The sequence below is a fragment of the Pseudomonas sp. BF-RE-25 genome, assembly GCF_019956105.1.
GTDB lineage: Bacteria > Pseudomonadota > Gammaproteobacteria > Pseudomonadales > Pseudomonadaceae > Aquipseudomonas > Aquipseudomonas migulae.
The window spans coordinates 1-20,258 of record NZ_JAHBDB010000043.1 but is presented as its reverse complement, the minus strand read 5'-3'; the positions used below and the strand labels follow the sequence as shown (position 1 = coordinate 20,258).

At 58.7% G+C, this 20,258-nt stretch carries 20 protein-coding genes; 10 read left to right on the top strand and 10 right to left on the bottom strand.

The features are described from left to right. The first annotated feature begins 1 nt into the window (after position 1). Positions 2–370: a PilZ domain-containing protein gene (locus KGB24_RS19390; protein WP_223415819.1), complete on the top strand. Its 369-nt coding sequence runs from the start codon at positions 2–4 to the stop codon at positions 368–370. A 95-nt stretch (positions 371–465) separates the two neighbouring features. On the opposite strand, the gene radA is transcribed toward KGB24_RS19390, so the two are convergent. Further along, the gene (gene radA, locus KGB24_RS19385; protein ID WP_223415820.1) at positions 466–1,833 is read right to left on the bottom strand and encodes a DNA repair protein RadA; all 1,368 of its coding nucleotides are present in this window, start codon (positions 1,831–1,833) and stop codon (positions 466–468) included. 637 nt (positions 1,834–2,470) lie between these two features. On the opposite strand from radA, the gene mscL reads away from it, so the two are divergent. Then, positions 2,471–2,884 carry a large-conductance mechanosensitive channel protein MscL gene (gene mscL, locus KGB24_RS19380; protein ID WP_008028892.1) on the top strand — a complete coding sequence of 138 codons (414 nt, stop codon included), beginning with the start codon at positions 2,471–2,473 and terminating at the stop codon, positions 2,882–2,884. Between the two features lie 44 nt (positions 2,885–2,928). Here mscL and KGB24_RS19375 read toward each other — a convergent pair whose 3' ends face one another. Next, entirely contained in the window at positions 2,929–3,705 is a 777-nt protein-coding gene (locus tag KGB24_RS19375) for a ferredoxin--NADP reductase (RefSeq protein ID WP_223415821.1), read from the bottom strand. Between the two features lie 339 nt (positions 3,706–4,044). On the opposite strand from KGB24_RS19375, the gene KGB24_RS19370 reads away from it, so the two are divergent. Beyond that, complete coding sequence (locus KGB24_RS19370) at positions 4,045–4,776, top strand: helix-turn-helix transcriptional regulator (protein WP_008028896.1); 732 nt, start codon at positions 4,045–4,047, stop codon at positions 4,774–4,776. A 150-nt stretch (positions 4,777–4,926) separates the two neighbouring features. Beyond that, entirely contained in the window at positions 4,927–6,051 is a 1,125-nt protein-coding gene (locus KGB24_RS19365) for a methyltransferase (RefSeq protein ID WP_223415822.1), read from the top strand. 78 nt (positions 6,052–6,129) lie between these two features. Here the strand turns inward: KGB24_RS19365 and KGB24_RS19360 are convergent, their stop codons facing one another. From KGB24_RS19360 to KGB24_RS19350, 3 genes are all read right to left on the bottom strand, one after another. Next, complete coding sequence (locus tag KGB24_RS19360) at positions 6,130–6,297, bottom strand: DUF2474 domain-containing protein (RefSeq protein ID WP_008028899.1); 168 nt, start codon at positions 6,295–6,297, stop codon at positions 6,130–6,132. 90 nt (positions 6,298–6,387) lie between these two features. After that, entirely contained in the window at positions 6,388–7,395 is a 1,008-nt protein-coding gene (gene cydB, locus KGB24_RS19355) for a cytochrome d ubiquinol oxidase subunit II (RefSeq protein ID WP_008028900.1), read from the bottom strand. Positions 7,396–7,398: 3 nt separating this feature from the next. Beyond that, on the bottom strand, positions 7,399–8,841 hold the full coding sequence (locus KGB24_RS19350; protein ID WP_008040295.1) for a cytochrome ubiquinol oxidase subunit I: 1,443 nt from the start codon (positions 8,839–8,841) through the stop codon (positions 7,399–7,401). 482 nt (positions 8,842–9,323) lie between these two features. On the opposite strand from KGB24_RS19350, the gene KGB24_RS19345 reads away from it, so the two are divergent. Continuing rightward, the gene (locus KGB24_RS19345; protein ID WP_008040294.1) at positions 9,324–10,562 is read left to right on the top strand and encodes an MFS transporter; all 1,239 of its coding nucleotides are present in this window, start codon (positions 9,324–9,326) and stop codon (positions 10,560–10,562) included. Positions 10,563–10,568: 6 nt separating this feature from the next. Here the strand turns inward: KGB24_RS19345 and KGB24_RS19340 are convergent, their stop codons facing one another. Both KGB24_RS19340 and KGB24_RS19335 read right to left on the bottom strand, forming a co-directional pair. Beyond that, entirely contained in the window at positions 10,569–11,120 is a 552-nt protein-coding gene (locus tag KGB24_RS19340) for a DJ-1 family glyoxalase III (RefSeq protein ID WP_008028906.1), read from the bottom strand. 66 nt (positions 11,121–11,186) lie between these two features. Then, positions 11,187–11,633: a DUF4879 domain-containing protein gene (locus tag KGB24_RS19335; protein ID WP_223415823.1), complete on the bottom strand. Its 447-nt coding sequence runs from the start codon at positions 11,631–11,633 to the stop codon at positions 11,187–11,189. Between the two features lie 222 nt (positions 11,634–11,855). Here KGB24_RS19335 and KGB24_RS19330 point away from each other — a divergent pair, with 222 nt between their 5' ends. Both KGB24_RS19330 and trmA read left to right on the top strand, forming a co-directional pair. Beyond that, positions 11,856–13,151: an NCS2 family permease gene (locus tag KGB24_RS19330; RefSeq protein ID WP_008028910.1), complete on the top strand. Its 1,296-nt coding sequence runs from the start codon at positions 11,856–11,858 to the stop codon at positions 13,149–13,151. Further along, a complete protein-coding gene (gene trmA / locus KGB24_RS19325) occupies positions 13,148–14,227 on the top strand; it encodes a tRNA (uridine(54)-C5)-methyltransferase TrmA (RefSeq protein ID WP_223415824.1) in 1,080 nt (359 codons plus the stop codon). The genes KGB24_RS19330 and trmA overlap by 4 nt, the downstream gene beginning before the upstream one ends. A 54-nt stretch (positions 14,228–14,281) precedes the next feature. Here the strand turns inward: trmA and KGB24_RS19320 are convergent, their stop codons facing one another. Continuing rightward, positions 14,282–14,728 carry a DUF2442 domain-containing protein gene (locus tag KGB24_RS19320; protein ID WP_223415825.1) on the bottom strand — a complete coding sequence of 149 codons (447 nt, stop codon included), beginning with the start codon at positions 14,726–14,728 and terminating at the stop codon, positions 14,282–14,284. A gap of 329 nt (positions 14,729–15,057) precedes the next feature. On the opposite strand from KGB24_RS19320, the gene KGB24_RS19315 reads away from it, so the two are divergent. The 3 genes from KGB24_RS19315 to KGB24_RS19305 all read left to right on the top strand — a co-directional run bounded on the left by KGB24_RS19315 (position 15,058) and on the right by KGB24_RS19305 (position 17,410). Then, a complete protein-coding gene (locus KGB24_RS19315) occupies positions 15,058–15,969 on the top strand; it encodes a LysR family transcriptional regulator (RefSeq protein ID WP_223415826.1) in 912 nt (303 codons plus the stop codon). Between the two features lie 140 nt (positions 15,970–16,109). After that, entirely contained in the window at positions 16,110–16,550 is a 441-nt protein-coding gene (gene aroQ / locus KGB24_RS19310) for a type II 3-dehydroquinate dehydratase (protein ID WP_008028918.1), read from the top strand. Between the two features lie 5 nt (positions 16,551–16,555). Continuing rightward, positions 16,556–17,410: a shikimate dehydrogenase gene (locus KGB24_RS19305; RefSeq protein WP_223415827.1), complete on the top strand. Its 855-nt coding sequence runs from the start codon at positions 16,556–16,558 to the stop codon at positions 17,408–17,410. Positions 17,411–17,484: 74 nt separating this feature from the next. Here the strand turns inward: KGB24_RS19305 and KGB24_RS19300 are convergent, their stop codons facing one another. Next, positions 17,485–18,162: a TetR/AcrR family transcriptional regulator gene (locus KGB24_RS19300; protein WP_192228022.1), complete on the bottom strand. Its 678-nt coding sequence runs from the start codon at positions 18,160–18,162 to the stop codon at positions 17,485–17,487. Positions 18,163–18,264: 102 nt separating this feature from the next. Beyond that, positions 18,265–20,166 (bottom strand): 3-dehydroshikimate dehydratase QuiC, encoded by a 1,902-nt coding sequence (gene quiC / locus KGB24_RS19295; RefSeq protein WP_223415828.1) that lies wholly within the window; start codon positions 20,164–20,166, stop codon positions 18,265–18,267. Between the last annotated feature and the right edge of the window lie 92 nt (positions 20,167–20,258).

Sequence of the window (20,258 nt, the reverse complement as noted above, 5' to 3'; positions counted from 1 at the left end):
CATGAGCGAACACCCTGCCAATCGCCGCCGCTTCAAACGTATCGCGTTCGATGCCAAAACCGAGCTTTGCCAAGGGGAATTCATCTGGCCAGCGAAGCTTATCGACCTGTCGCTCAAGGGAATATTGATCGAGCGGCCCGAGCCGTGGCTGGGCGACCCGGAAAAGATCTTTTCCGTCGACATTCATCTCAGCAACGACGTTGACATCAAGATGGATGTGCAACTGACGCACGATGATCCTCGCCATTTGGGATTCGTTTGCCGATACATCAGCCTGGAATCCATAGAACGCCTGCGGCGATTGATCGAGCTCAATCTGGGGGATCCGCAGGAGCTGGAGCGCGAATTGGGCGCACTTATAGAGGTGTGAACCTCCCTTTGTAGGAGCCAGCTTGCTGGCGAAGGCGGCCTCAAGAACAACTCAAGGCCCCTTCGCCAGCAAGCTGGCTCCTACAAGGATTGGGGTTATTCGAACAATGCGTCGAGGGCCTGTTCGAGGCGGGTCACGGCAATAATCTGCAATCCCGGTGGAGACTCCTTCGGCGCATTGCCCTTGGGCACGATGGCCCGCTTGAAACCGTGCTTGGCGGCCTCCTTCAAGCGTTCCTGCCCACTCGGCACCGGACGCACTTCGCCAGACAAACCGACTTCGCCGAACACCAGCAGGTCATGGGGCAATGGCCGGTTGCGCAAGCTGGACATGACCGCCGCCATCAGCGCCAGGTCGGAAGCGGTTTCCAACACCTTCACGCCGCCCACCACGTTGAGGAACACGTCCTGGTCGTGGGTCGGAATGCCGCCGTGTCGATGCAGAACCGCCAGCAACATCGCCAGTCGGTTCTGATCCAGCCCCAACGTGACCCGACGCGGGTTGGCCAGATGGCTGTCATCCACCAACGCCTGAACTTCCACCAGCATCGGTCGGGTGCCTTCCCACGTTGCCATGACCACACTGCCCGGGACTTCTTCCTGTGCACGAGTGAGAAAAATCGCCGAAGGGTTGGAGACTTCTTTCAAACCCTTGTCGGTCATGCCGAACACGCCCAGTTCGTTGACCGCGCCAAAACGGTTCTTCACCGCCCGCAGCAAGCGCAAGCGACCGTCGGATTCGCCCTCAAAATACAGCACGGTATCGACCATGTGCTCCAGCACGCGAGGACCGGCCAGCGCACCTTCTTTCGTCACGTGGCCAACCAGGAAAATCGCTGTGCCACTCTGTTTGGCATAACGCACCAGCAACGCCGCGCTCTCCCGCACCTGGGACACGCCGCCCGGTGCCGATTGCAGCTGCTCGGTGAAAATCGTCTGAATCGAGTCGATCACCATGACCTTGGGCTTTTCGACCCGGGCGGTGGCGATAATGGTTTCGATGCAGGTTTCGGTCATGACCCGCAGTTGATCCTGCGGTAATCCCAGGCGTCGGGCGCGCATGGCCACTTGCTGCTGGGACTCTTCGCCCGTGACGTACAACGCCGGCATGCTCTTGGCGATGTTGCACAAGGTTTGCAAGAGGATGGTTGATTTGCCGATGCCCGGATCACCGCCGATCAGCACCACCGAACCATCCACCAGTCCGCCACCCAAGACGCGATCGAGCTCACTGGAGGCGGTGGAAAAACGTGGTATTTCTTCAACACTGACTTCGGCCAGGGTCTTGATCTGCGCCTGCTGGCCGGTCCAGCCGGTGCGACCGCTGGGAGCTGCGGCACCGCCGCTCTCGACCATGGTTTCGGTCAACGTGTTCCAGGCCCCGCATTCGCCGCACTGGCCGGCCCACTTGGGGAAGGTTGAGCCGCACTCGGTGCAGCCGTACATGCGCTTGGCCTTGGCCATCTGAACTCCCGGCAAAAACCGCGATGATAGCTCAGCTGGACTGGATCAGTGCGACGGAGTTACTCAATGGAGATTCGCTGCAACTTATTCGGTTCTCGAGACACCTACAGTGTTGCAACTGGAATAACTTGTACAACGCACCACTCAAATAACACTGTCAAACTCAAAATAAGCCCCCACAAAGCTATACACGCCATAGCACTCTAAAAATTTAATGTACAACATCATCCAAAAATAAATAATTTAATACAGAGAATCAAATAAATGGCTTTATGACATCGTGCACCCTGTGTTTTTCCGGCCACTACTTTTTAGCCGAGAACTGACACCTGAAATGCAGCACTGTAAAACTTATTGCGCACACTCCCACTACTCTCAATAAGTCACTCCTGAGACGCACACACCTTTAATGACAACCACCACCTCCATCGCTGAATGACGAACAACGCCACCTCAGATGGATAGCGAAAGCAAGCCTGGAACACGCAGACCTGCGCATCAGTGATGGCATTTTGAAAACTTTTTACCGTTGCCTCGGTCGATAGCAGGCAAGCGCTGTAAGCAGTTGTTTCGGGCAAGAACCATTTGGCTGATTTACACTGCATTACCAACCTCATCTGTAACAAGGAAATAACCTATGGGCGTGCTAAATGAGTTCAAGGCCTTCGCGGTAAAAGGCAACGTGGTCGACATGGCCGTCGGTATCATCATCGGTGCCGCCTTCGGCAAGATCGTTTCGTCGTTTGTCGGCGATGTGGTCATGCCGCCTATCGGCCTGCTGATCGGTGGGGTGGATTTCAGTGATCTCGCCATTACGCTCAAGGCCGCCAGCGGCGACGCCCCCGCAGTGGTGCTGGCGTACGGCAAATTCATCCAGAGCATGATCGACTTCATCATCGTCGCATTCGCGATTTTCATGGGCGTCAAAGCCATCAACCGCTTGAAGCGCGAAGAGGCCGTTGCGCCCACCCTGCCGCCGGTTCCGACCAAGGAAGAAGAGCTGTTGGGTGAGATTCGCGATCTGTTGAAGGCCCAGAACAATCGGCCTTAATGATCGGATGCAGGTAAAAACGGCGCCTTCGTGGCGCCGTTTTTTTACCAGTAATTTTCCACCGCAACGTGCCCGGGGCGTCGGCTGAGGCTCAAGTGCATGTCACGCTGTTTCAGCAGTTTTCGCGTGTCATCGATCATCTGCGGGTTACCACACAGCATGACCCGCGCATGCTCGGCCGTCAGTGCCACGCCTGCCGCCTGCTCCAGTTCGCCACTCTCTATCAAGGTGGTGATCCGGCCATTCAAGGCGCCTGGATGCTGCTCGCGGGTGACGGTGGCAATGTACTGAAACTTGTGCGCGTACTCGGCCAGATAGTCACGCTGCACCAACTCCGCGATCAGCTCCTGATACGCCAGCTCCCGGGCTTCGCGCACGCTGTAGACCAGGATGATTCGCTCGAATTTCTCCCAGACCTCGAAGTCCTGCAGGATCGACAGAAACGGCGCCACGCCCGTGCCTGTGGATAACAACCAGAGATCCCGCCCATCGATGAAGCGGTCAAGCGTCAGGTAACCAAAGGCCTGGCGGTCAACCAGCAGTGTATCGCCGACGCCCAGCCGGCTCAGCTCACTGGTGAACTCGCCCCCCGGCACCACGATGGAAAAGAATTCGAGGAACTCGTCGTAAGGCGAAGAGACCATGGAATAGGCACGCCAAACAACGCTGCCGTCAGCCTTGGTCACGCCCAGCCGGGCGAATTGCCCTGCACGAAAACGAAAACCCGGATCCCGCGTCGTGCGCAGGGTGAACAGGTTCGGGGTCAACGGCTTGACGTCGAGCAGGGTCTGGCGCGTGAATTTTTCTGCACTGGCAGTCATGGGGCGCTCCATTCAACAGATTGCGTCCAGTGTCCCGCAAAGCATGGGAAACAAACACCGACGATTTGTAGTGCCTTTAATGCGGTTGTCGAGCTGAACATTACAAATAGTATTTTATTTCTATACGTACCATTCAGTTAAAAATAACTATCTATGAAATTAAACTCGACATTCAAAATCGGTCATATGTTTAAACACCCTATTAGATCTTGATATTTATTTTTTAACGCCTGGTAAAGCGAAAAAGTCTCACCTGAATGTAGGATTCATCCTACACTCGGCTCGTGCTTGATCTCGGATCCAAACAGCACCCCAGTAGATTCAAATTGGAGATACATGATGGAGCGGTGGAAGGAGTCACAACTCAACCAACTATCGAGCACGAAGCATATGGATGCCGCGTACCCGATCGCACTTGAATTCGCGAAAAATATCGGGTTTAAATTTTTCGCTTTTTCAACTACTTATCAAACAAAAAACAACCAATTCAATACTATCCAACACAACAATTACCCAACCAGTTGGAACAAGGAGTATGAACAAAAAAATTTAAGCTCGATTGATCCGTTAGTAGCTCATTGCAATCACTCTATGCTGCCAATCCTGTGGAGCGAAAATCTTTTTTCCAAGGCTCCTTTACTGTGGGAGGCCCTTGAAGCACAAGGTTTGCAGCACGGCTGGTCACAATCGCTGCATGACGAAGATAGCGGCCTGTGCAGCATTCTGAGCCTGGCCAGGAGCCATTGTCCGATCACGGTCCTGGAGCTGTATGAAAATCTCGGTTTCTCGGTATTCATGTGCCGTCATCTTCATGCGTTGATCGCACAATCGCTGCCCAGGAAAATGCTGAAACAGCCTGCTCCGCAGTTAACTCCAAGGGAAATCGACGTATTGGAACTGGCGGCAGCCGGTAAAACAGCTGAAGAAAGCGCACGAATTCTCAATCTGAGCGCACGGACCATCCATTTCCACATTCAAAGCGTGATTTGTAAACTCGGGGTCAGCAACAAGATTGCCGCGATCATCGCCGCGATCAAGGCCGGCTACCTCAAAAGCACCTTGACACGTTGATCGATTAAAACCTGCGAGTAACGTACCATTTGCGATTCCTCCTGAGTGTTGACGTGTGAAGCTTCACGACGCAGTGCACTCGGACAGTCTCGCCCGCTACAACGCCCCTGGGCCGCGGGATACCCGTTGATTTACCCAGAGCCCCGCCCCATGCCTTTGCTCGAAACACCCTTCGCCCGCCTCGACCTGATCCGCCAGCCAGAACAGCAGAACGAACCGCTGCAAGCGTTTGATGCCGCCGACGAATATCTGCTCAATCACCTGGCCGACCAACAACCGGGCGCGAACACTCGAGTGTTGGTGCTCAATGACAGCTTTGGCGCATTGGCTGCCAGCCTCGCGGGCAAGGTTCAGGTGACCAGCAGCGGCGACTCGTTCCTGGCCTTTCAGGGCCTGGAAAAAAATCTGATCCGTAACGCTCAGGCATTTGATGCCGTGCCTCGCGTGCCTGCCAGCGAAGGGTTTAGCGGCCCGTTTGATCGGGTCCTGATCCGCGTGCCGAAAACCCTGGCCTTGCTGGAGGAACAACTGATCCGTCTGCAAAGCCAATTGGCGCCCGGCGCCCAAGTGATTGCCGGCGCCATGATCAAGCATCTGCCACGCGCCGCCGGGGATTTGCTGGAGCGCTACATCGGTCCGGTTCAAGCCTCGCTGGCGGTGAAAAAGGCTCGGCTGTTGATGGCCACCGCTGAAGCGAAAGCCCCCGCGACGTCGCCCTACCCGACTCGCTATCGGCTCGATGCGCCGGCGATTGAACTGCTCAACCACGCCAATGTGTTCTGTCGCGAGGGGCTGGATATCGGTACCCGAGCCTTTTTGCCGCACTTGCCGACAAACCTCGGCGCGGCACGGGTCGCTGATCTGGGCTGCGGCAACGGCGTGTTGGCCATTGCCAGCGCTCTGCAAAACCCGCAGGCACACTACACGCTGGTGGACGAATCCTTCACGGCCGTGCAATCGGCCGCCGAAAACTGGCGCGCGGCGCTGGGTGACCGGGACGTGATCGTGCGTGCTGGGGATGGTCTGGCCGGACAGGAACCGCAGTCACTGGACGTGGTGCTGTGCAACCCCCCGTTTCACCAGCAACAAGTCGTGGGCGACTTCCTCGCCTGGCGGATGTTCCAGCAAGCGCGCGAAGCGCTGGTGGTCGGCGGCGCGCTGTACATCGTCGGCAACCGTCATCTGGGTTATCACAGCAAACTGGCGCGGTTGTTCCGTGGCGTCGAACAAGTGGCCGCCACGCCGAAGTTCGTGATCCTCAAAGCCCGAAAATAATCCTGGGCAAAAAAAACCCTCCAGCGCAGGAGGGTTGTAAATCCGTGCCGCAAGGCATCGGGATGGGATTTTGCGAGTTCAGTGGGTCGACAGGCCTGCGGCATTCATGAACATGCGCATCAGGCTCGCAACGATGAACAGCGCCACCACGCTGCCGGCCCAGATCATCGCCAGCCAGCCGAGCCGCTGCCAGAGCGGCTTTTTCTCTGCCGCCTGAATTTCTTCCAAAGTGTGTTTACCAGTCATGGCGTTCAAGACCTCCTCTTCAAGGTTGATGGCGTCTGTGATGACGCCATCGTCGGAGCGCCGCCCGGAACAAGCTCGGCTCCTACAGGATTAGTGGTAACCATCTTCATGGGTGACCTTGCCGCGGAACACGTAGTAGCTCCAGAAGGTGTAACCCAGGATGAACGGGATGATGAACAAGGTGCCAACCAGCATGAAGCCCTGACTTTGCGGCGGTGCGGCGGCGTCCCAGATCGAGATCGACGGCGGCACGATGTTCGGCCACAGGCTGATGCCCAGACCGCTGTAGCCGAGGAAAATCAGCACCAGCGTCAGCAGGAACGGCGTGTAGTGAGCATTGCGAGCCACAGCGCGGATCAAGCCGTACATGGTCACCAACACTAGAATCGGCACCGGCAGGAACCAGAACAGATTCGGCAACGTGAACCAGCGCGCGGCGATTTCCGCGTGAGCCAGCGGCGTCCAGATGCTGACGATACCAATTACCGCCAGCACCACGAACGCCAGCGGCCGCGCCAGGTTGTGCATTTGCTCCTGCAACTTGCCTTCGGTTTTCATGATCAGCCAAGTGCAACCGAGCAGCGCATAAGCCACCACCAACGCCACGCCGCAGAACATCGTGAACGGCGTCAGCCAGTCCAGTGATCCGCCGGCGAACTGACGGTTGACGACCGGCAGCCCATCGATGAACGCACCCAATGCGACACCCTGGAAGAAGGTCGCGGCGATGGAGCCACCAATGAACGCCTTGTCCCAGAGGTGGCGCTTGTCGTCCTTGGCCTTGAAGCGGAACTCGAACGCCACGCCGCGAAAGATCAGCCCGATCAGCATGAAAATCAGCGGCAGGTACAGCGCCGAGAGCACCACCGAATACGCCAGCGGGAAGGCGCCGAACAGCGCCGCACCGCCCAGCACCAGCCAGGTCTCATTGCCGTCCCAGACCGGTGCGACGGTGTTCATCATTACGTCACGGTCGGTCTTGCCCGGAATGAACGGGAAGAGAATCCCGATCCCCAGGTCGAAGCCGTCCATGACCACGTACATCATGATGCCGAAGATGATGATCACGGCCCAGATCAGCGGAAGATCAATACCCATGACTCAAATCTCCTTGGTCAGGCTGGGGCTGTGGTCGTTTTCGGCGCCATCATCGTCAGCCGCAGACAGGGGACGCGCCGGTGTGCGTTTCTGGCCGGGACCACCGTCGTTGGTTTCCTTGCCTTCGTCGATCTTCGGCCCTTTGCGCACCAGGCGCATCATGTAGCCAAGACCGGCACCGAACAGCGCGAAATAGACCACGACGAACAGGATCAGCGTGATGCTCATCTGCATGAAGCTGTGATTGGAAGACGCATCCGCCGTGCGCATCAGGCCGTAGACGACCCAAGGCTGACGACCGATTTCAGTGGTAAACCAACCGGCGAGGATCGCGATCAAGCCGGACGGCCCCATCCACAATGCCAGGTACAGGAACGGTCGCGAGGTATACAGCTTGTCGCTTTTGCGCAGCCACAGGCTCCACAGACCGGTAAAGATCATCAGCATGCCCAAGCCGACCATGATCCGGAACGACCAGAACACGATGGTCGAATTCGGCCGGTCTTCCGGCGGGAACTCCTTGAGCGCCGGCACCTGTTTGTCCAGCGAGTGCGTGAGGATCAGGCTGCCCAGGTACGGAATCTCGACGGCGAACTTGGTCCTCTCTTCTTTCATGTCCGGCCAGCCGAACAGGATCAGCGGGGTCGGTTCATCGCCGTGGTTTTCCCAGTGGCCTTCGATCGCGGCGATTTTCGCCGGTTGATGCTTCAACGTATTGAGACCGTGGAAGTCACCGATGACCGCCTGAATAGGCGCGACGATCAAGGCCATCCACATGGCCATCGAGAGCATGGTACGGATCGCCGGGTTGTCCTTGCCGCGCAGCAAATGCCAGGCCGCCGAGGAGCCGACGAAGAATGCGGTCGCGACAAACGCGGCCGTCGCCATGTGCATCAGACGGTACGGGAACGACGGGTTGAAGATCACCGCCAGCCAGTCGGTTGGAATGACCTGGCCGTTGACGATTTCGAAACCCTGCGGGGTCTGCATCCAGCTGTTGGACGCCAGAATCCAGAAGGTCGAGATCAGCGTGCCGATGGCGACCATGACCGTGGCGAAGAAGTGCAGATTGCGCCCGACCTTGTTCCAGCCGAACAGCATGACCCCAAGGAAACCGGCTTCAAGGAAGAACGCGGTCAATACTTCGTACGTCAGCAACGGCCCGGTGACGGAACCGGCGAAGTCCGAAAAACGGCTCCAGTTGGTGCCGAACTGGTAGGCCATGACCAGCCCGGAGACCACGCCCATGCCGAAGTTGACGGCAAAGATCTTCGACCAGAAGTGGTACAGATCGCGGTAGGTGTCGTTATTGGTTTTCAGCCACAGGCCTTCGAGTACCGCCAGGTAACTCGCCAGACCAATGGTGATGGCCGGGAACAGGATGTGGAACGAGATGGTGAACGCGAACTGAATTCGGGCGAGATCAAGCGCCTCCAAACCGAACATAAGTCTTCCTCTGTCAGGTAATACCGGCTGAAGGCTTGCGGCCTACACCCACGGCCCCCACGAATAGGAGTGTGGCGAATTTGAATTCGTTCTTCTGTTTACAAACATCACACGTAGGGAGTCTGGCCATCTGGCCACCAGATCAATTCCGCAAAGGCCTTGATCTGGATCAAGCTTGGGTAAAAGAGTAGTCCGGTTTTTGGCGATGGACGGTGTGGTCTTTTGCCGCGTGACAGGTTGCCTCATAGCCACAGTCATAGCTGGCAACACATTCCTGTGGGAGCGAGCCTGCTCGCGAAAGCGGTCTGTCTGTCACCTTTAATGTTGGATGTACCGACGCCATCGCGAGCAGGCTCACTCCTACAGGGGGATTTCAGGGTTTTCGGGATCGGTGTCTAGCTAACTAAATTTCCCGCCTCTGCAACTTCTGGTTACAGGTTGGTGATAATCTCGGGCCTCCCCTCGCTCAAGATCTGCCTCCGATGCCCAGCCAAGCGCCTTTGCTGTTACGTCATCACCGCCCTTTCATCGCGTTCTGGCTGGCTCGGGTATTTACCGCCAGCGGCTTTCAGATGCTCACCGTGGCCATCGGCTGGAACCTCTATCAACTGACCGGCAACGTGCTGGATCTGGGCTTGGTCGGTCTGGTGGAATTTGCCCCGCGCGTGCTGTTCATGTTGCACACCGGGCATGTCGCCGACCGCTATGACCGGCGTAAAGTCGCGGCGATCTGTCAGTCGCTGCAAGCCTTGATTGCCTTGACCCTGGCGATTGGCGGTGCCACCGGCCATGTCACGCGGGAAATGATCTTCATCCTCGCGTTTCTGCTCGGCGCCGCGCGTTCTTTCGAGATGCCGACCACCCAGGCGCTGCTGCCAAGTATCGTTCCCTCCGCGCTGTTCCCTCGCGCCGTTGCCGCTGCACAGTCCGCCCAACAATCGGCGACCATCGTCGCGCCGGCCCTCGGCGGCTTGCTGTATGCCTTTGGCAGCGTCTGGGTCTATGGCCCGACCGTGATTCTCTACGTGATTGCCTGCCTGCTGATGCTCAACCTGCCCGCGCGGCAAACGCCGTTGAACAAAGGCAAGGCCACCCTGGATTCGCTGCTGGCGGGTATCCGCTTCATTCGCAGTCGGCCAGATATTCTCGGGGCGATTTCTCTGGATCTGTTTGCCGTGCTGCTCGGCGGCGCGACGGCCTTGCTGCCGGTGTTTGCCAAGGACATTCTGCTGACCGGTCCATGGGGCCTGGGCTTGTTGCGTTCGGCTCCGGCAGTGGGCGCGTTGCTGATGTCGCTATGGCTGGCGCGATTCTCCGTGGATCGCAAGGTCGGTCGGGTGATGTTTACCGCCGTCGGTGTATTCGGCGTCGCGACCATTGCGTTCGGCCTGTCCACTTCATTCTGGTTCTCGCTGGCGGTGCTGGTCGTATTGGGCGCAGCAGACATGATCAGCATGGTGATCCGCGCGTCCTTCGTGCAACTGGAAACCCCAGATGAAATGCGCGGCCGGGTCAGCGCCGTCAACGGCCTGTTCATCGGCGCTTCGAACCAGCTGGGCGAGTTCGAATCCGGTCTCACCGCCCATTGGTTCGGCACTGTGCCGGCGGTGGTCATGGGCGGTATCGGCACGCTGGTGGTGACCGGGGTCTGGATCAAACTGTTTCCGACCCTGGCCAACCGGGATCGCATGCATGTGCCAGTGGAAGAAACGACGGCCTGACACTCGTTAAACCACCAACTCCCCCGCCACCGTCGCACGCATGGCCTTACCGCAAAGTTGTTCCACCAGTGTCAGGGCAAACTCCAGTGCGCCCCCTGAACCTTGAGCGGTCACGCAATTGCCGTCGACCACCACCGGTTGATCGACGAAGTTGCAACCCGACAGTTGATGGCTGGCCGTCGGCAGGCAGGTCATCCGCCGTTGACGCAGGACGCCAAAGGCCTGAAGTGCCAGGGCCGGGGCTTCCGCGATGCCGGCGAATAGACGGCCGGCTGCCGCCTGATCCTTGATCAATTGCTGCAAGGGTTGATGGCCGGCCAGATGTTGCGCGCCGACGGCACCGCCAGGCAGCGCGACCAGGTCGAACGGCTGGGCCAGCAAATCCACCAGCATTGCATCGGCCGTCACGCGGGTGCCGCGGGCACAGGTGAGCATGCGCCGGCCCTCGATGCTGGCCACCACCACTTCAACCTTGGCGCGACGCAGCACATCGATCAGCGTCACGGTTTGCAGATCATCGATGCCCTCGGCGAGGGTAATCAGGGCTCTAAAGGTCATGGGCGCAGTCCACAGAATGATCTTTAAAGCGTAGTCAGCTTTCCTGACCCTTGTTCGAGCCGGCCGTTACTTGATGTAAAGCTGCGTCGAGAGCGTGTTGCCCGGTGCGTTGATGGACGTGTTGCTGAAGGTGAACGTGCCTTCCTGCTTGCCGGCCAGATCGAAGACATACAGATAGCCGACTGTTTTTCTACCGACGGTGCATTCGGTCAGATTGCCGTTATCAAAGGCGCAGACCGGGGTCCGGGTGCCGTCCACATCAAAACCGTCCAGCCCGACTTGCGCCTTGCGACCATAGCCGACTTCCAGCACGTAGATCTTGATGCTCGGACCGCTGTGATCGCAGCGGGTCTTTTCCTGCCCCTCACTGATGTCTTCAAACCCACAGCCTGGCGACTCGACCTTGAGCACCTTGACTTGGCTCAACGGCGCCGCCGAGGCAGCCGAGGCGGTTTGCGCCCCCAGCATCAAGGCAATCAATACTGCGAATACGTTAACCAGACGCTTTTTCATGCAATCCCCATGTCCCCCAAAACCAGCGCGCAGTATGGCGCACTTGGCTTTAACGCAAAACATCGACGACGATCACCACCATAAGCAGCCACAACCCCACGCGGCTGGTATGATGCGCGGCTTTTTCCGACCCACAGAAAATTACCAGGCGCCTGCAGCGGTCTGTGCTTTGCTGTTGAGGTCGATACATTCACGGCGCCGGGCGCGCCACGGGGAGCAGACATGCTGGAAAGGCTGTTTCAACTCAAGGCACACAACACCAACGTGCGGACCGAGATTCTTGCGGGCGTCACGACCTTCCTGGCCATGGCCTACATTCTGTTCGTCAACCCGAGCATCCTCGGCGAGACCGGCATGGACAAAGGTGCGGTGTTTGTCGCCACCTGTCTGGCAGCCGCCATCGGCTCCACGACCATGGGCCTGATCGCCAACTACCCGATCGCCCTCGCACCGGGCATGGGCCTGAACGCCTTCTTTACCTACACCGTGGTCCTGCACATGGGCCACACCTGGCAAGTGGCGCTGGGCGCGGTATTCATCTCGGCAGTGTGCTTCTTCCTGCTGTCGATCTTCCGCATCCGGGAATGGATCATCAACAGCATCCCGCTGCCGCTGCGTTCGGCGATTGCTGCCGGTATCGGCCTGTTCCTGGCGCTGATCGCCCTGCACAACGCCGGCATCGTGGTCAGTAATCCGGCGACCATGGTCGGCCTCGGTGACCTGAAACAACCGGCACCGATCCTCGCCACCCTGGGTTTTGCCCTGATCGTTGCCCTTGAAGCCCTCGCCGTGCGCGGTGCGGTGCTGATCGGGATTCTGGTCGTGACCATTGCGTCGATTGCCCTCGGTTTCACCCCGTTCGGCGGCGTGATGTCGATGCCGCCATCGCTGGCGCCGACCTTCCTGCAACTGGACATCAAGGGTGCACTGGACATCGGTCTGGTCAGCGTGATCTTCGCCTTCCTGTTCGTCGACCTGTTCGACAACTCCGGCACCCTGATCGGCGTCGCCAAGCGCGCCGGCCTGATGGGCAAGGACGGCCACATGCCGAAAATGGGCCGCGCCCTGATCGCGGACAGCACCGCGGCCATGGCCGGTTCGTTGCTGGGTACGTCGACCACCACCAGCTATATCGAATCCGCAGCGGGCGTGAGCGCCGGCGGCCGCACCGGTCTGACGGCCATTGTGGTGGCGATCCTGTTCCTGCTGGCGCTGTTCTTCTCGCCACTGGCCGCCAGTGTTCCGGCATTTGCCACAGCGCCGGCACTGCTGTTCGTCGCTGTCCTGATGACTTCCGGCCTGGCCGAAATAGACTGGGACGACATCACCGTTGCCGCACCGGTCGTGGTCACTGCGCTGGCCATGCCATTCACTTACTCCATCGCCAACGGCATCGCCTTCGGTTTCATTTCCTGGACCGCCATCAAGCTGCTGTCCGGTCGCGGCCGTGAGCTGAACCCGGCGCTGGTGATTCTGTCGATTCTGTTTGTGATCAAGTTGGGTTGGTTCAACGCATGACTTTTGATTCCCAGGCTTACACCGTTCAGCTTGAAGAAAAGGTCACGCGCCTGCGCGACCTGCTGGCCCCGTTCGATGCGCCTGAGCCAGCCGTATTTGACTCGCCGCTGAAGAACTTCCGCCTGCGTGCCGAATTCCGCCTGTGGCGTGAAGCCGGCGAGCGTCACTACGCGATGTTTTCCCAGGAAGACAAACGCACGCCGATCCTGATCGAAGAGTTCCCGATTGCCAGCCTGCGCATCAATCAACTGATGCCGCAGCTCAAGGCCGCGTGGAAAGCCAGTGCGGCCCTGAGCCACAAGCTGTTTCAGGTGGAGTTCCTGACCACATTGGCCGGCGATGCGATGATTACCCTGTGCTATCACCGCCCGCTGGATGAACACTGGCACGCGGCGGCGTCGAAACTGGCGGCCGACTTGAACGTCAGCGTGATCGGTCGCTCCAAGGGCAAACGCGAAGTGATCGGCCACGATTACGTGGTCGAAAAACTGGAAGTCGGTGGCCGCACGTTCAGCTATCGTCAGCCGGAAGGCGCGTTCACCCAGCCCAACGGCACCGTGAACCAGAAGATGTTGAACTGGGCTTTTGACGAGCTCGGCGATCGTCCCGACGATCTGTTGGAGCTGTATTGCGGCAACGGCAACTTCACGCTGCCGCTCGCGACCCGCGTACGCAAAGTGCTGGCCACAGAGATCAGCAAGACCTCAGTCAACGCGGCGCTGAGCAACCTCAGCGAAAACGCGGTGGATAACGTCACGCTGGTGCGCCTGTCCGCTGAAGAGCTGACTGAAGCCCTGAACGAAGTTCGCCCGTTCCGTCGCCTGCACGGCATCGACCTCAAGAGCTACGAGTTCGGCAGCGTCTTCGTCGACCCGCCTCGCGCCGGCATGGACCCGGACACCTGCGAATTGACCCGACGCTTCGACAATATCCTGTACATCTCCTGCAACCCGGAAACCCTCGCGGCCAACATCGCCCAGTTGCACGACACCCACCGCATTACCCAATGCGCAATGTTCGACCAGTTCCCGTGGACTCACCACATGGAATCCGGGGTGTTGTTGACCCGTCGTTGATTGCTGCTGAGCGATACAAAACAGCCGTCATTTCGACGGCTTTTTTGTGCGTGCTCATTCGGTGATTTCTGGCTTGCGCGGACGTCCGCCCTTGCGACCATTGGCCCGCGCAGCCTCCGCTTTGGCTGCGCTGCTTTGGCGACCATTGCGCGAAGCAATGACCGAGGCGGCCATGTCCATCAGCGGCTTGCTCGCCGAGATCATGCCGGCGATGGATACATGCAAATCCTTGCCCTCATGGCAGAGGGCGGTTCCGGAAAAGCCGACTTTCAGGTCGGCGAAATCCTCGACCTCGAATCCATTGAACTCCGGATAGTGCTGCACCGGCAGCAGCACGCCACTGCCATCAACGAAACTGACTGCCAGACACGGCTCCACATAGGACACGGCCGTCACGTGCAAACCAGCTTTGTGGCGCACTTGCCCACGACGGATGGCCATATCCAGCGCGGCCTCTGTCACAGGCCGATCCGCCAGTGTTTTCGCCTCTATCGATTTCATAACTTGATCTCCACACCCTCCGAAACGCCAAACAGCGCCAGTAAGGTCTTGTTCGTCTCGGGCTCATAGCAAGCCGAATAAATCATGTTGGTCGCACTGGAGGAACAATTTCATGCTAACCCATCAGTTAGGTTAATGAGCCCAATGACTCGTCATTCCCTTGAAAATCCGATAACCGGTGCAAGCCTGCACGTTATCTCCCGAACTTGAGGCTAGCGTTCCAACTCGCATCGGGCATGGCGATACGCTGCAAAAATGGTAAGCAATCCTTTCACCAATTTGATAAACACTGCATCAAGCCCTTCATTTGATCCCCGGTGTAATCAATCATGCAGCGAACATTCGACGATCTTCAGCTCGGCAGCATCGAACTGTTTTGCCTCGCCGCCGAAGCGGGCAGCTTCACCGCCGCAGCGCTGGTCGCTGGCGTGACGCCGGCAGCGGTGAGTCGGTCCGTGTCGCGCATGGAGGAACGCCTGGGTGTGCGGCTGTTCGCGCGCACCACTCGCAGCGTCAAACTGACGGATAGCGGGCGCCGGTATTACGAAGAATGTCGTCAGGCGCTGGCGCAATTGGTCGAGGCTCAGCGCGAAGTGATGGGCCAGCAGCAAGAGCCTTCCGGCACCTTGCGCATCAGTATTCCCACGACGTATGCGCATCACCGGATCCTGCCGTTGCTGCCGGCGTTTCGGGAGCGTTTTCCGCAGGTGAAAGTCGAGTCGCACATCAGCAATCGCAACATCGATTTCGTTGGTGAAGGCTATGACCTGGCCATCCGCGTGCGGGCGATTCCGGATTCCGGGCTGATCGCCCGGCAACTGGAGGACGCGCAATTGGTGATGATCGCCAGCCCCGATTACCTGAACCGCGCGGGCACGCCGCAAACCCTGGATGACCTGAAAAATCATGAATGCATCCAGTACGATTTGCCCAGCAGCGGTCGGCGGATTGCCTGGCTGTTCAACGACGATGGCGTGCAGCGCGAAATCCTCGCCGAGGGCGATCTCAGTTGTTCCGACGACGTGCTGGGCGGTGTGACGCTGGCCAAACATGGGGCGGGGCTCTTCCAGACTTATCGTTTTATCGTCGAAAAAGAGCTGGCCGATGGCTCGCTGGTGGAAATCCTCAAACCTTACGGCGGACGGTCACGACCATTCACCCTGCTTTACCCGCAAAGCCGCCATGTGCCTCTGCGATTACGGGCGTTTATTGATTTCCTGATCGAGCATTTGCCGCGTTGAGATGCCGAAACCGTCCGATCACCGCACACAAACCTCCGTCTCGGCGCCTGTTCAATTGACCAAATTAACCATCTAGTACAATTTATCTCCACAGGCTGAAGCATCAGCCCATGCCAAAAATAATATGTGGAGAGACCCTGATGAACCCTATCGTTCTGGTGCTCAACGGCCCGAACCTGAACTTGCTCGGCACCCGTGAACCGGCAACCTACGGCCACGAAACCCTGGCGGATATCGCAGCGTTGTGCGGCCGGGCCGCCGAAGAGTTCGGCCTGGCGGTGGAGTTTCGCCAGACCAACCATGAAGGCGAACTGCTCGACTGGATTCATGCCGCCCGCGGCCGTTGCGCCGGGATCGTCATCAACCCCGCCGCCTGGACTCACACCTCGGTCGCCATTCGTGACGCCCTGGTCGCCAGCGAATTGCCGGTGATCGAAGTCCACCTGTCCAACGTCCATGCTCGTGAACCTTTCCGCCACCACTCCTTTGTTTCAGCCATTGCCACCGCAGTAATGGCCGGTTTCGGCAGCCACGGCTATCGCCTGGCGCTGGAGCATTTCAGCCTGCGCTTGAAAGGGTGAACGCCGTGACTCAGAACTACGCGGTACTGGCCGGGCTGATCGGCGCCGGCATTCAGGCGTCCCGTACGCCCGCACTGCATGAACATGAAGGCGACGCCCAGGGTTTGCGTTACCTCTACCGCCTGATCGATCTCGATCAGTTGAAACTCGACAGCAGCGCCCTCCCCGACCTGTTGATGGCGGCGGAACGTATGAACTTCACTGGCCTGAACATCACCTTTCCGTGCAAGCAGTCGATCATCCCGCTGCTCGACGAATTGTCGCCGGAAGCCCGCGGTATCGGCGCGGTGAATACGGTGGTGTTGAAGGACGGTAAACGCATCGGCCACAACACCGATTGCCTGGGTTTTGCCGAAGGTTTTCGCCGTGGCTTGCAGGGCGTTGCCCTTGAGCGTGTCGTCCAGATGGGCGCCGGTGGTGCCGGGGCGGCAGTGGCCCACGCGCTGTTGAGCGAAGGCGTACAGCGGCTGAGCATTTTCGATGTGGAAATCAGTCGCGCGCAAAGTCTGGCAGACAATCTCAATCAGCATTTCGGCGCTGGCCGAGCCGTGGCGGGTCATGATTTGCCGAACACGCTGGCTCAGGCTGACGGCCTGGTAAACACCACGCCCATGGGCATGAAAAAACTGCCTGGCATGCCGGTCCCGGTGGAGTTGCTAAGGCCACAGTTGTGGGTGGCGGAGATCGTGTACTTCCCGCTGGAAACCGAACTGCTGCGCAACGCCCGCGCCTTGGGATGCCGGACACTGGATGGCGGCAACATGGCGGTGTTTCAGGCGGTGAAGGCGTTTGAATTGTTCAGCGGCGTGGTGCCGGATGCGCAGCGAATGCTGGCGCATTTTCAAAGTATGAATAGCTGAAAAGCTTCGCGGGCAAGCCTCGCTCCTACAGATCAACGTAAAACCTGTAGGAGCGAGGCTTGCCCGCGAAGGCGTCAGGCCTGCAGGTATCGCAACACCGACTCGCAAATCATCTCCCGATGACGCTGCTTGATGCTTTCGTCAGGCAGGTCGATCTGAAAAATCTCACCAAATGTATGGCGGTTCGACACGCGATAGAAACAGAACGAACTGATCAACAGATGCACATCCAGCGGCTCAAGCCCCGCCCGGAACACACCCTCTTCAACCCCGCGACGCAATATCACGCCCAGTGAATCAAGAATGGTGTTGTTCATCGCCTTGATCGCATCGGAGCGCTTCACGAATTCGGCGTTGTGAATGTTCTCGATGCTGACGATGCGCACGAAATCGACATTGCGATCATGGTGATCGAAGGTGAATTCCACCAGCCGCCGAATCGCCTCCACCGGCGCCAGTTCGGCCAGGTGCAGGCGGTTTTCGGTGCTGCGGATATCGCCGTAGAGTTTCTCCAGCACCTCGATGTAGAGCTGTTCCTTACTGCCGAAGTAGTAATAGATCATGCGTTTGGAGGTGTGGATACGCTCGGCGATCGCATCGACGCGAGCGCCGGAAAGCCCCTGCTGGACGAACTCTACAATGGCCTCTTGAAGAATGTTCTCGCGGGTCTTTTCCGGGTTGTTCTTGCGACTCTTGCGTGGCTCGGCCAAGGGTTCGTCGGGCGCTACGGAGAGTTCTGATGTCATTGTCATTGCGGGCTCACGGCCATCACTGCACAGGCTGGCGATTATGAGCCGCACGGCACAGTGAAGGAAGCCGCGCGGCAGCGGTTTAACCTCGCGTTTACGAAATTGCTACAACTTCGCCTGACGAATGGCGCCGCTACGGGATTTGGCCATCGCCGCCAGCCGCACCGCCACGTTGGCCGCGCCGTAACCGGCATAGCCGTTCTTGCGCTGGATGATTTCAAAGAAGAACCGCCCTTCGAACGGCTCGGTGTAAACGTGGAACAACTCACCGCCCTGGGCATCACGGTCGTAGAGCACGTTGTAATAAGCCAGTTCGCTGAGGAATTCGTCGTCGAAATCGAACCGCGCCGCCAGGTCATCGTAATAGTTGAGCGGGATATCCAGCAGCGGTACGCCCGCCTCCTTGGCCCGACGGACTTCAGCAAAGATATCGTCGCAGTCAAACGCGATGTGATGCACACCGGAGCCGCGATAACTCGACAGCGCGTGTGAGATCGCGGTGTTTCTGTTCTCGGAAATGTTCAGCGGCAAGCGGATCGAACTGTCGCGGCTACGCAGCGCCCGGCTCTTCACCAGACCATACGGATCGGGCAGCACCACCTCGTCATCAGCTTCGAAATCCAGCAGGCTTTTGTAGAACAGCACCCAACTGTCGAGGCTGTCGGCCGGCAACGCCATGGCCATGTGGTCGATGCGCTTGAGGCCACCGCTGGCCGTTTCCGTCGGTTGCAGATTGAAGTCGGTGCCGTAGACGTCGGCGTCCTGGTCCACCAGGTAAATCAGGCTGCCATCCGGCGCGCGCACCGCAGCCAGTTCCAGCTCATTGGGGCCGACCAGTCCGCGATAGGGCTGACCTTTGTAAGCCACGGCCCGGGCCAGCGCGCTGGCGCTGTCATTGACCCGCACCGCAGTGGCGCAAAGCGACGGGCCATGAGCTTCGAAAAAGCTGTGGGCAAACGAGTAGGGCTCGGAGTTGAGAATCAGGTTGATGTCACCCTGACGCATCAGGCTCACGCTTTTTGAACGGTGTTGACCGGCCTTGACGAAGCCCAGCCGTTCCAGCCAATGAGAAAGCCTGGCGCCGAGGCTTTCGTCCACGGCGAACTCAAGAAATTCGATGCCGTTGTATTCACTGGCCTTCGGCGTCTCGAACAGAATGTCCGGGCTGGCCGCAGGTTTGGTTTCCTGCGCCAGCCGCTCGCGGGTCTTCTCTTCCAGGTACAGCAACGAACGCAAACCATCGGCGGCGTTGGCCCGTGGCGGTGCGGCGCGGAAGCCGTCGTTGAAGATTTCGAGCGACAACGGCCCGGTGTAGCCACTTTTGATGATCGGCGCGAGGAACCCCGGCAAATCGAATTCGCCCTGCCCCGGGAAGCAGCGGAAATGCCGGCTCCATTCCAGCACGTCCATGGCCAGGATCGGCGCGTCGGCCATTTGCACGAAGAAAATTTTCTCGCCGGGAATGTCGGCGATGGCACTCGGATCGCCCTTGAGCGACAACGTGTGGAAACTGTCCAGCAACACGCCCAGACTTGGGTGGTCCGCCTGGCGAACGATGTTCCATACCTGTTGCCAGGTGTTGACGTGCCGGCCCCAGGCCAACGCCTCGTAACCGATTCGCAGGCCACGCGCACCGGCGTGTTCGGCCAACAGGCGCAAGTCGTCGACGAGGATTTGCTCATCACCCACGGAATCGGCGGAAGCGTTGCTGCACACCAGCACCAGGTCAGTGCCCAGTTCCTGCATCAGGTCGAACTTGCGCTCGGCCCGCTCCAGATTTCGCGGCAGGCGGTCGCGGCGGCAGCCTTCGAAATCGCGGAACGGTTGAAACAGCGTGATGGCGATCCCGAGATCGGCGCACATCTGTTTAATTTCCCGAGGACTACCGTCGTAATAGAGCAGGTCGTTCTCGAAAATCTCCACCCCGTCGAAACCGGCGGCGGCAATGGCTTCGAGTTTTTCCGGCAGGGTACCGCTCAAGGACACGGTGGCAATGGAACGCTGCATGTTTCGACTCCCGGTGGTGGAGACTGTCTTGTTAGAGGTTTTGTAGGAGCCGGCTTGCCGGCGATGGCGATTTCGCGGACGCCATCGCCGGC

What these genes read in the sequence shown, in the direction of transcription:
- KGB24_RS19390 (WP_223415819.1), top strand. Translation starts at nt 2, where the DNA reads ATGAGCGAACACCCTGCCAATCGCCGCCGCTTCAAACGTATCGCGTTC.
- radA (WP_223415820.1), bottom strand. Translation starts at nt 1,833, where the DNA reads ATGGCCAAGGCCAAGCGCATGTACGGCTGCACCGAGTGCGGCTCAACC.
- mscL (WP_008028892.1), top strand. Translation starts at nt 2,471, where the DNA reads ATGGGCGTGCTAAATGAGTTCAAGGCCTTCGCGGTAAAAGGCAACGTG.
- KGB24_RS19375 (WP_223415821.1), bottom strand. Translation starts at nt 3,705, where the DNA reads ATGACTGCCAGTGCAGAAAAATTCACGCGCCAGACCCTGCTCGACGTC.
- KGB24_RS19370 (WP_008028896.1), top strand. Translation starts at nt 4,045, where the DNA reads ATGGAGCGGTGGAAGGAGTCACAACTCAACCAACTATCGAGCACGAAG.
- KGB24_RS19365 (WP_223415822.1), top strand. Translation starts at nt 4,927, where the DNA reads ATGCCTTTGCTCGAAACACCCTTCGCCCGCCTCGACCTGATCCGCCAG.
- KGB24_RS19360 (WP_008028899.1), bottom strand. Translation starts at nt 6,297, where the DNA reads ATGACTGGTAAACACACTTTGGAAGAAATTCAGGCGGCAGAGAAAAAG.
- cydB (WP_008028900.1), bottom strand. Translation starts at nt 7,395, where the DNA reads ATGGGTATTGATCTTCCGCTGATCTGGGCCGTGATCATCATCTTCGGC.
- KGB24_RS19350 (WP_008040295.1), bottom strand. Translation starts at nt 8,841, where the DNA reads ATGTTCGGTTTGGAGGCGCTTGATCTCGCCCGAATTCAGTTCGCGTTC.
- KGB24_RS19345 (WP_008040294.1), top strand. Translation starts at nt 9,324, where the DNA reads ATGCCCAGCCAAGCGCCTTTGCTGTTACGTCATCACCGCCCTTTCATC.
- KGB24_RS19340 (WP_008028906.1), bottom strand. Translation starts at nt 11,120, where the DNA reads ATGACCTTTAGAGCCCTGATTACCCTCGCCGAGGGCATCGATGATCTG.
- KGB24_RS19335 (WP_223415823.1), bottom strand. Translation starts at nt 11,633, where the DNA reads ATGAAAAAGCGTCTGGTTAACGTATTCGCAGTATTGATTGCCTTGATG.
- KGB24_RS19330 (WP_008028910.1), top strand. Translation starts at nt 11,856, where the DNA reads ATGCTGGAAAGGCTGTTTCAACTCAAGGCACACAACACCAACGTGCGG.
- trmA (WP_223415824.1), top strand. Translation starts at nt 13,148, where the DNA reads ATGACTTTTGATTCCCAGGCTTACACCGTTCAGCTTGAAGAAAAGGTC.
- KGB24_RS19320 (WP_223415825.1), bottom strand. Translation starts at nt 14,728, where the DNA reads ATGAAATCGATAGAGGCGAAAACACTGGCGGATCGGCCTGTGACAGAG.
- KGB24_RS19315 (WP_223415826.1), top strand. Translation starts at nt 15,058, where the DNA reads ATGCAGCGAACATTCGACGATCTTCAGCTCGGCAGCATCGAACTGTTT.
- aroQ (WP_008028918.1), top strand. Translation starts at nt 16,110, where the DNA reads ATGAACCCTATCGTTCTGGTGCTCAACGGCCCGAACCTGAACTTGCTC.
- KGB24_RS19300 (WP_192228022.1), bottom strand. Translation starts at nt 18,162, where the DNA reads ATGACAATGACATCAGAACTCTCCGTAGCGCCCGACGAACCCTTGGCC.
- quiC (WP_223415828.1), bottom strand. Translation starts at nt 20,166, where the DNA reads ATGCAGCGTTCCATTGCCACCGTGTCCTTGAGCGGTACCCTGCCGGAA.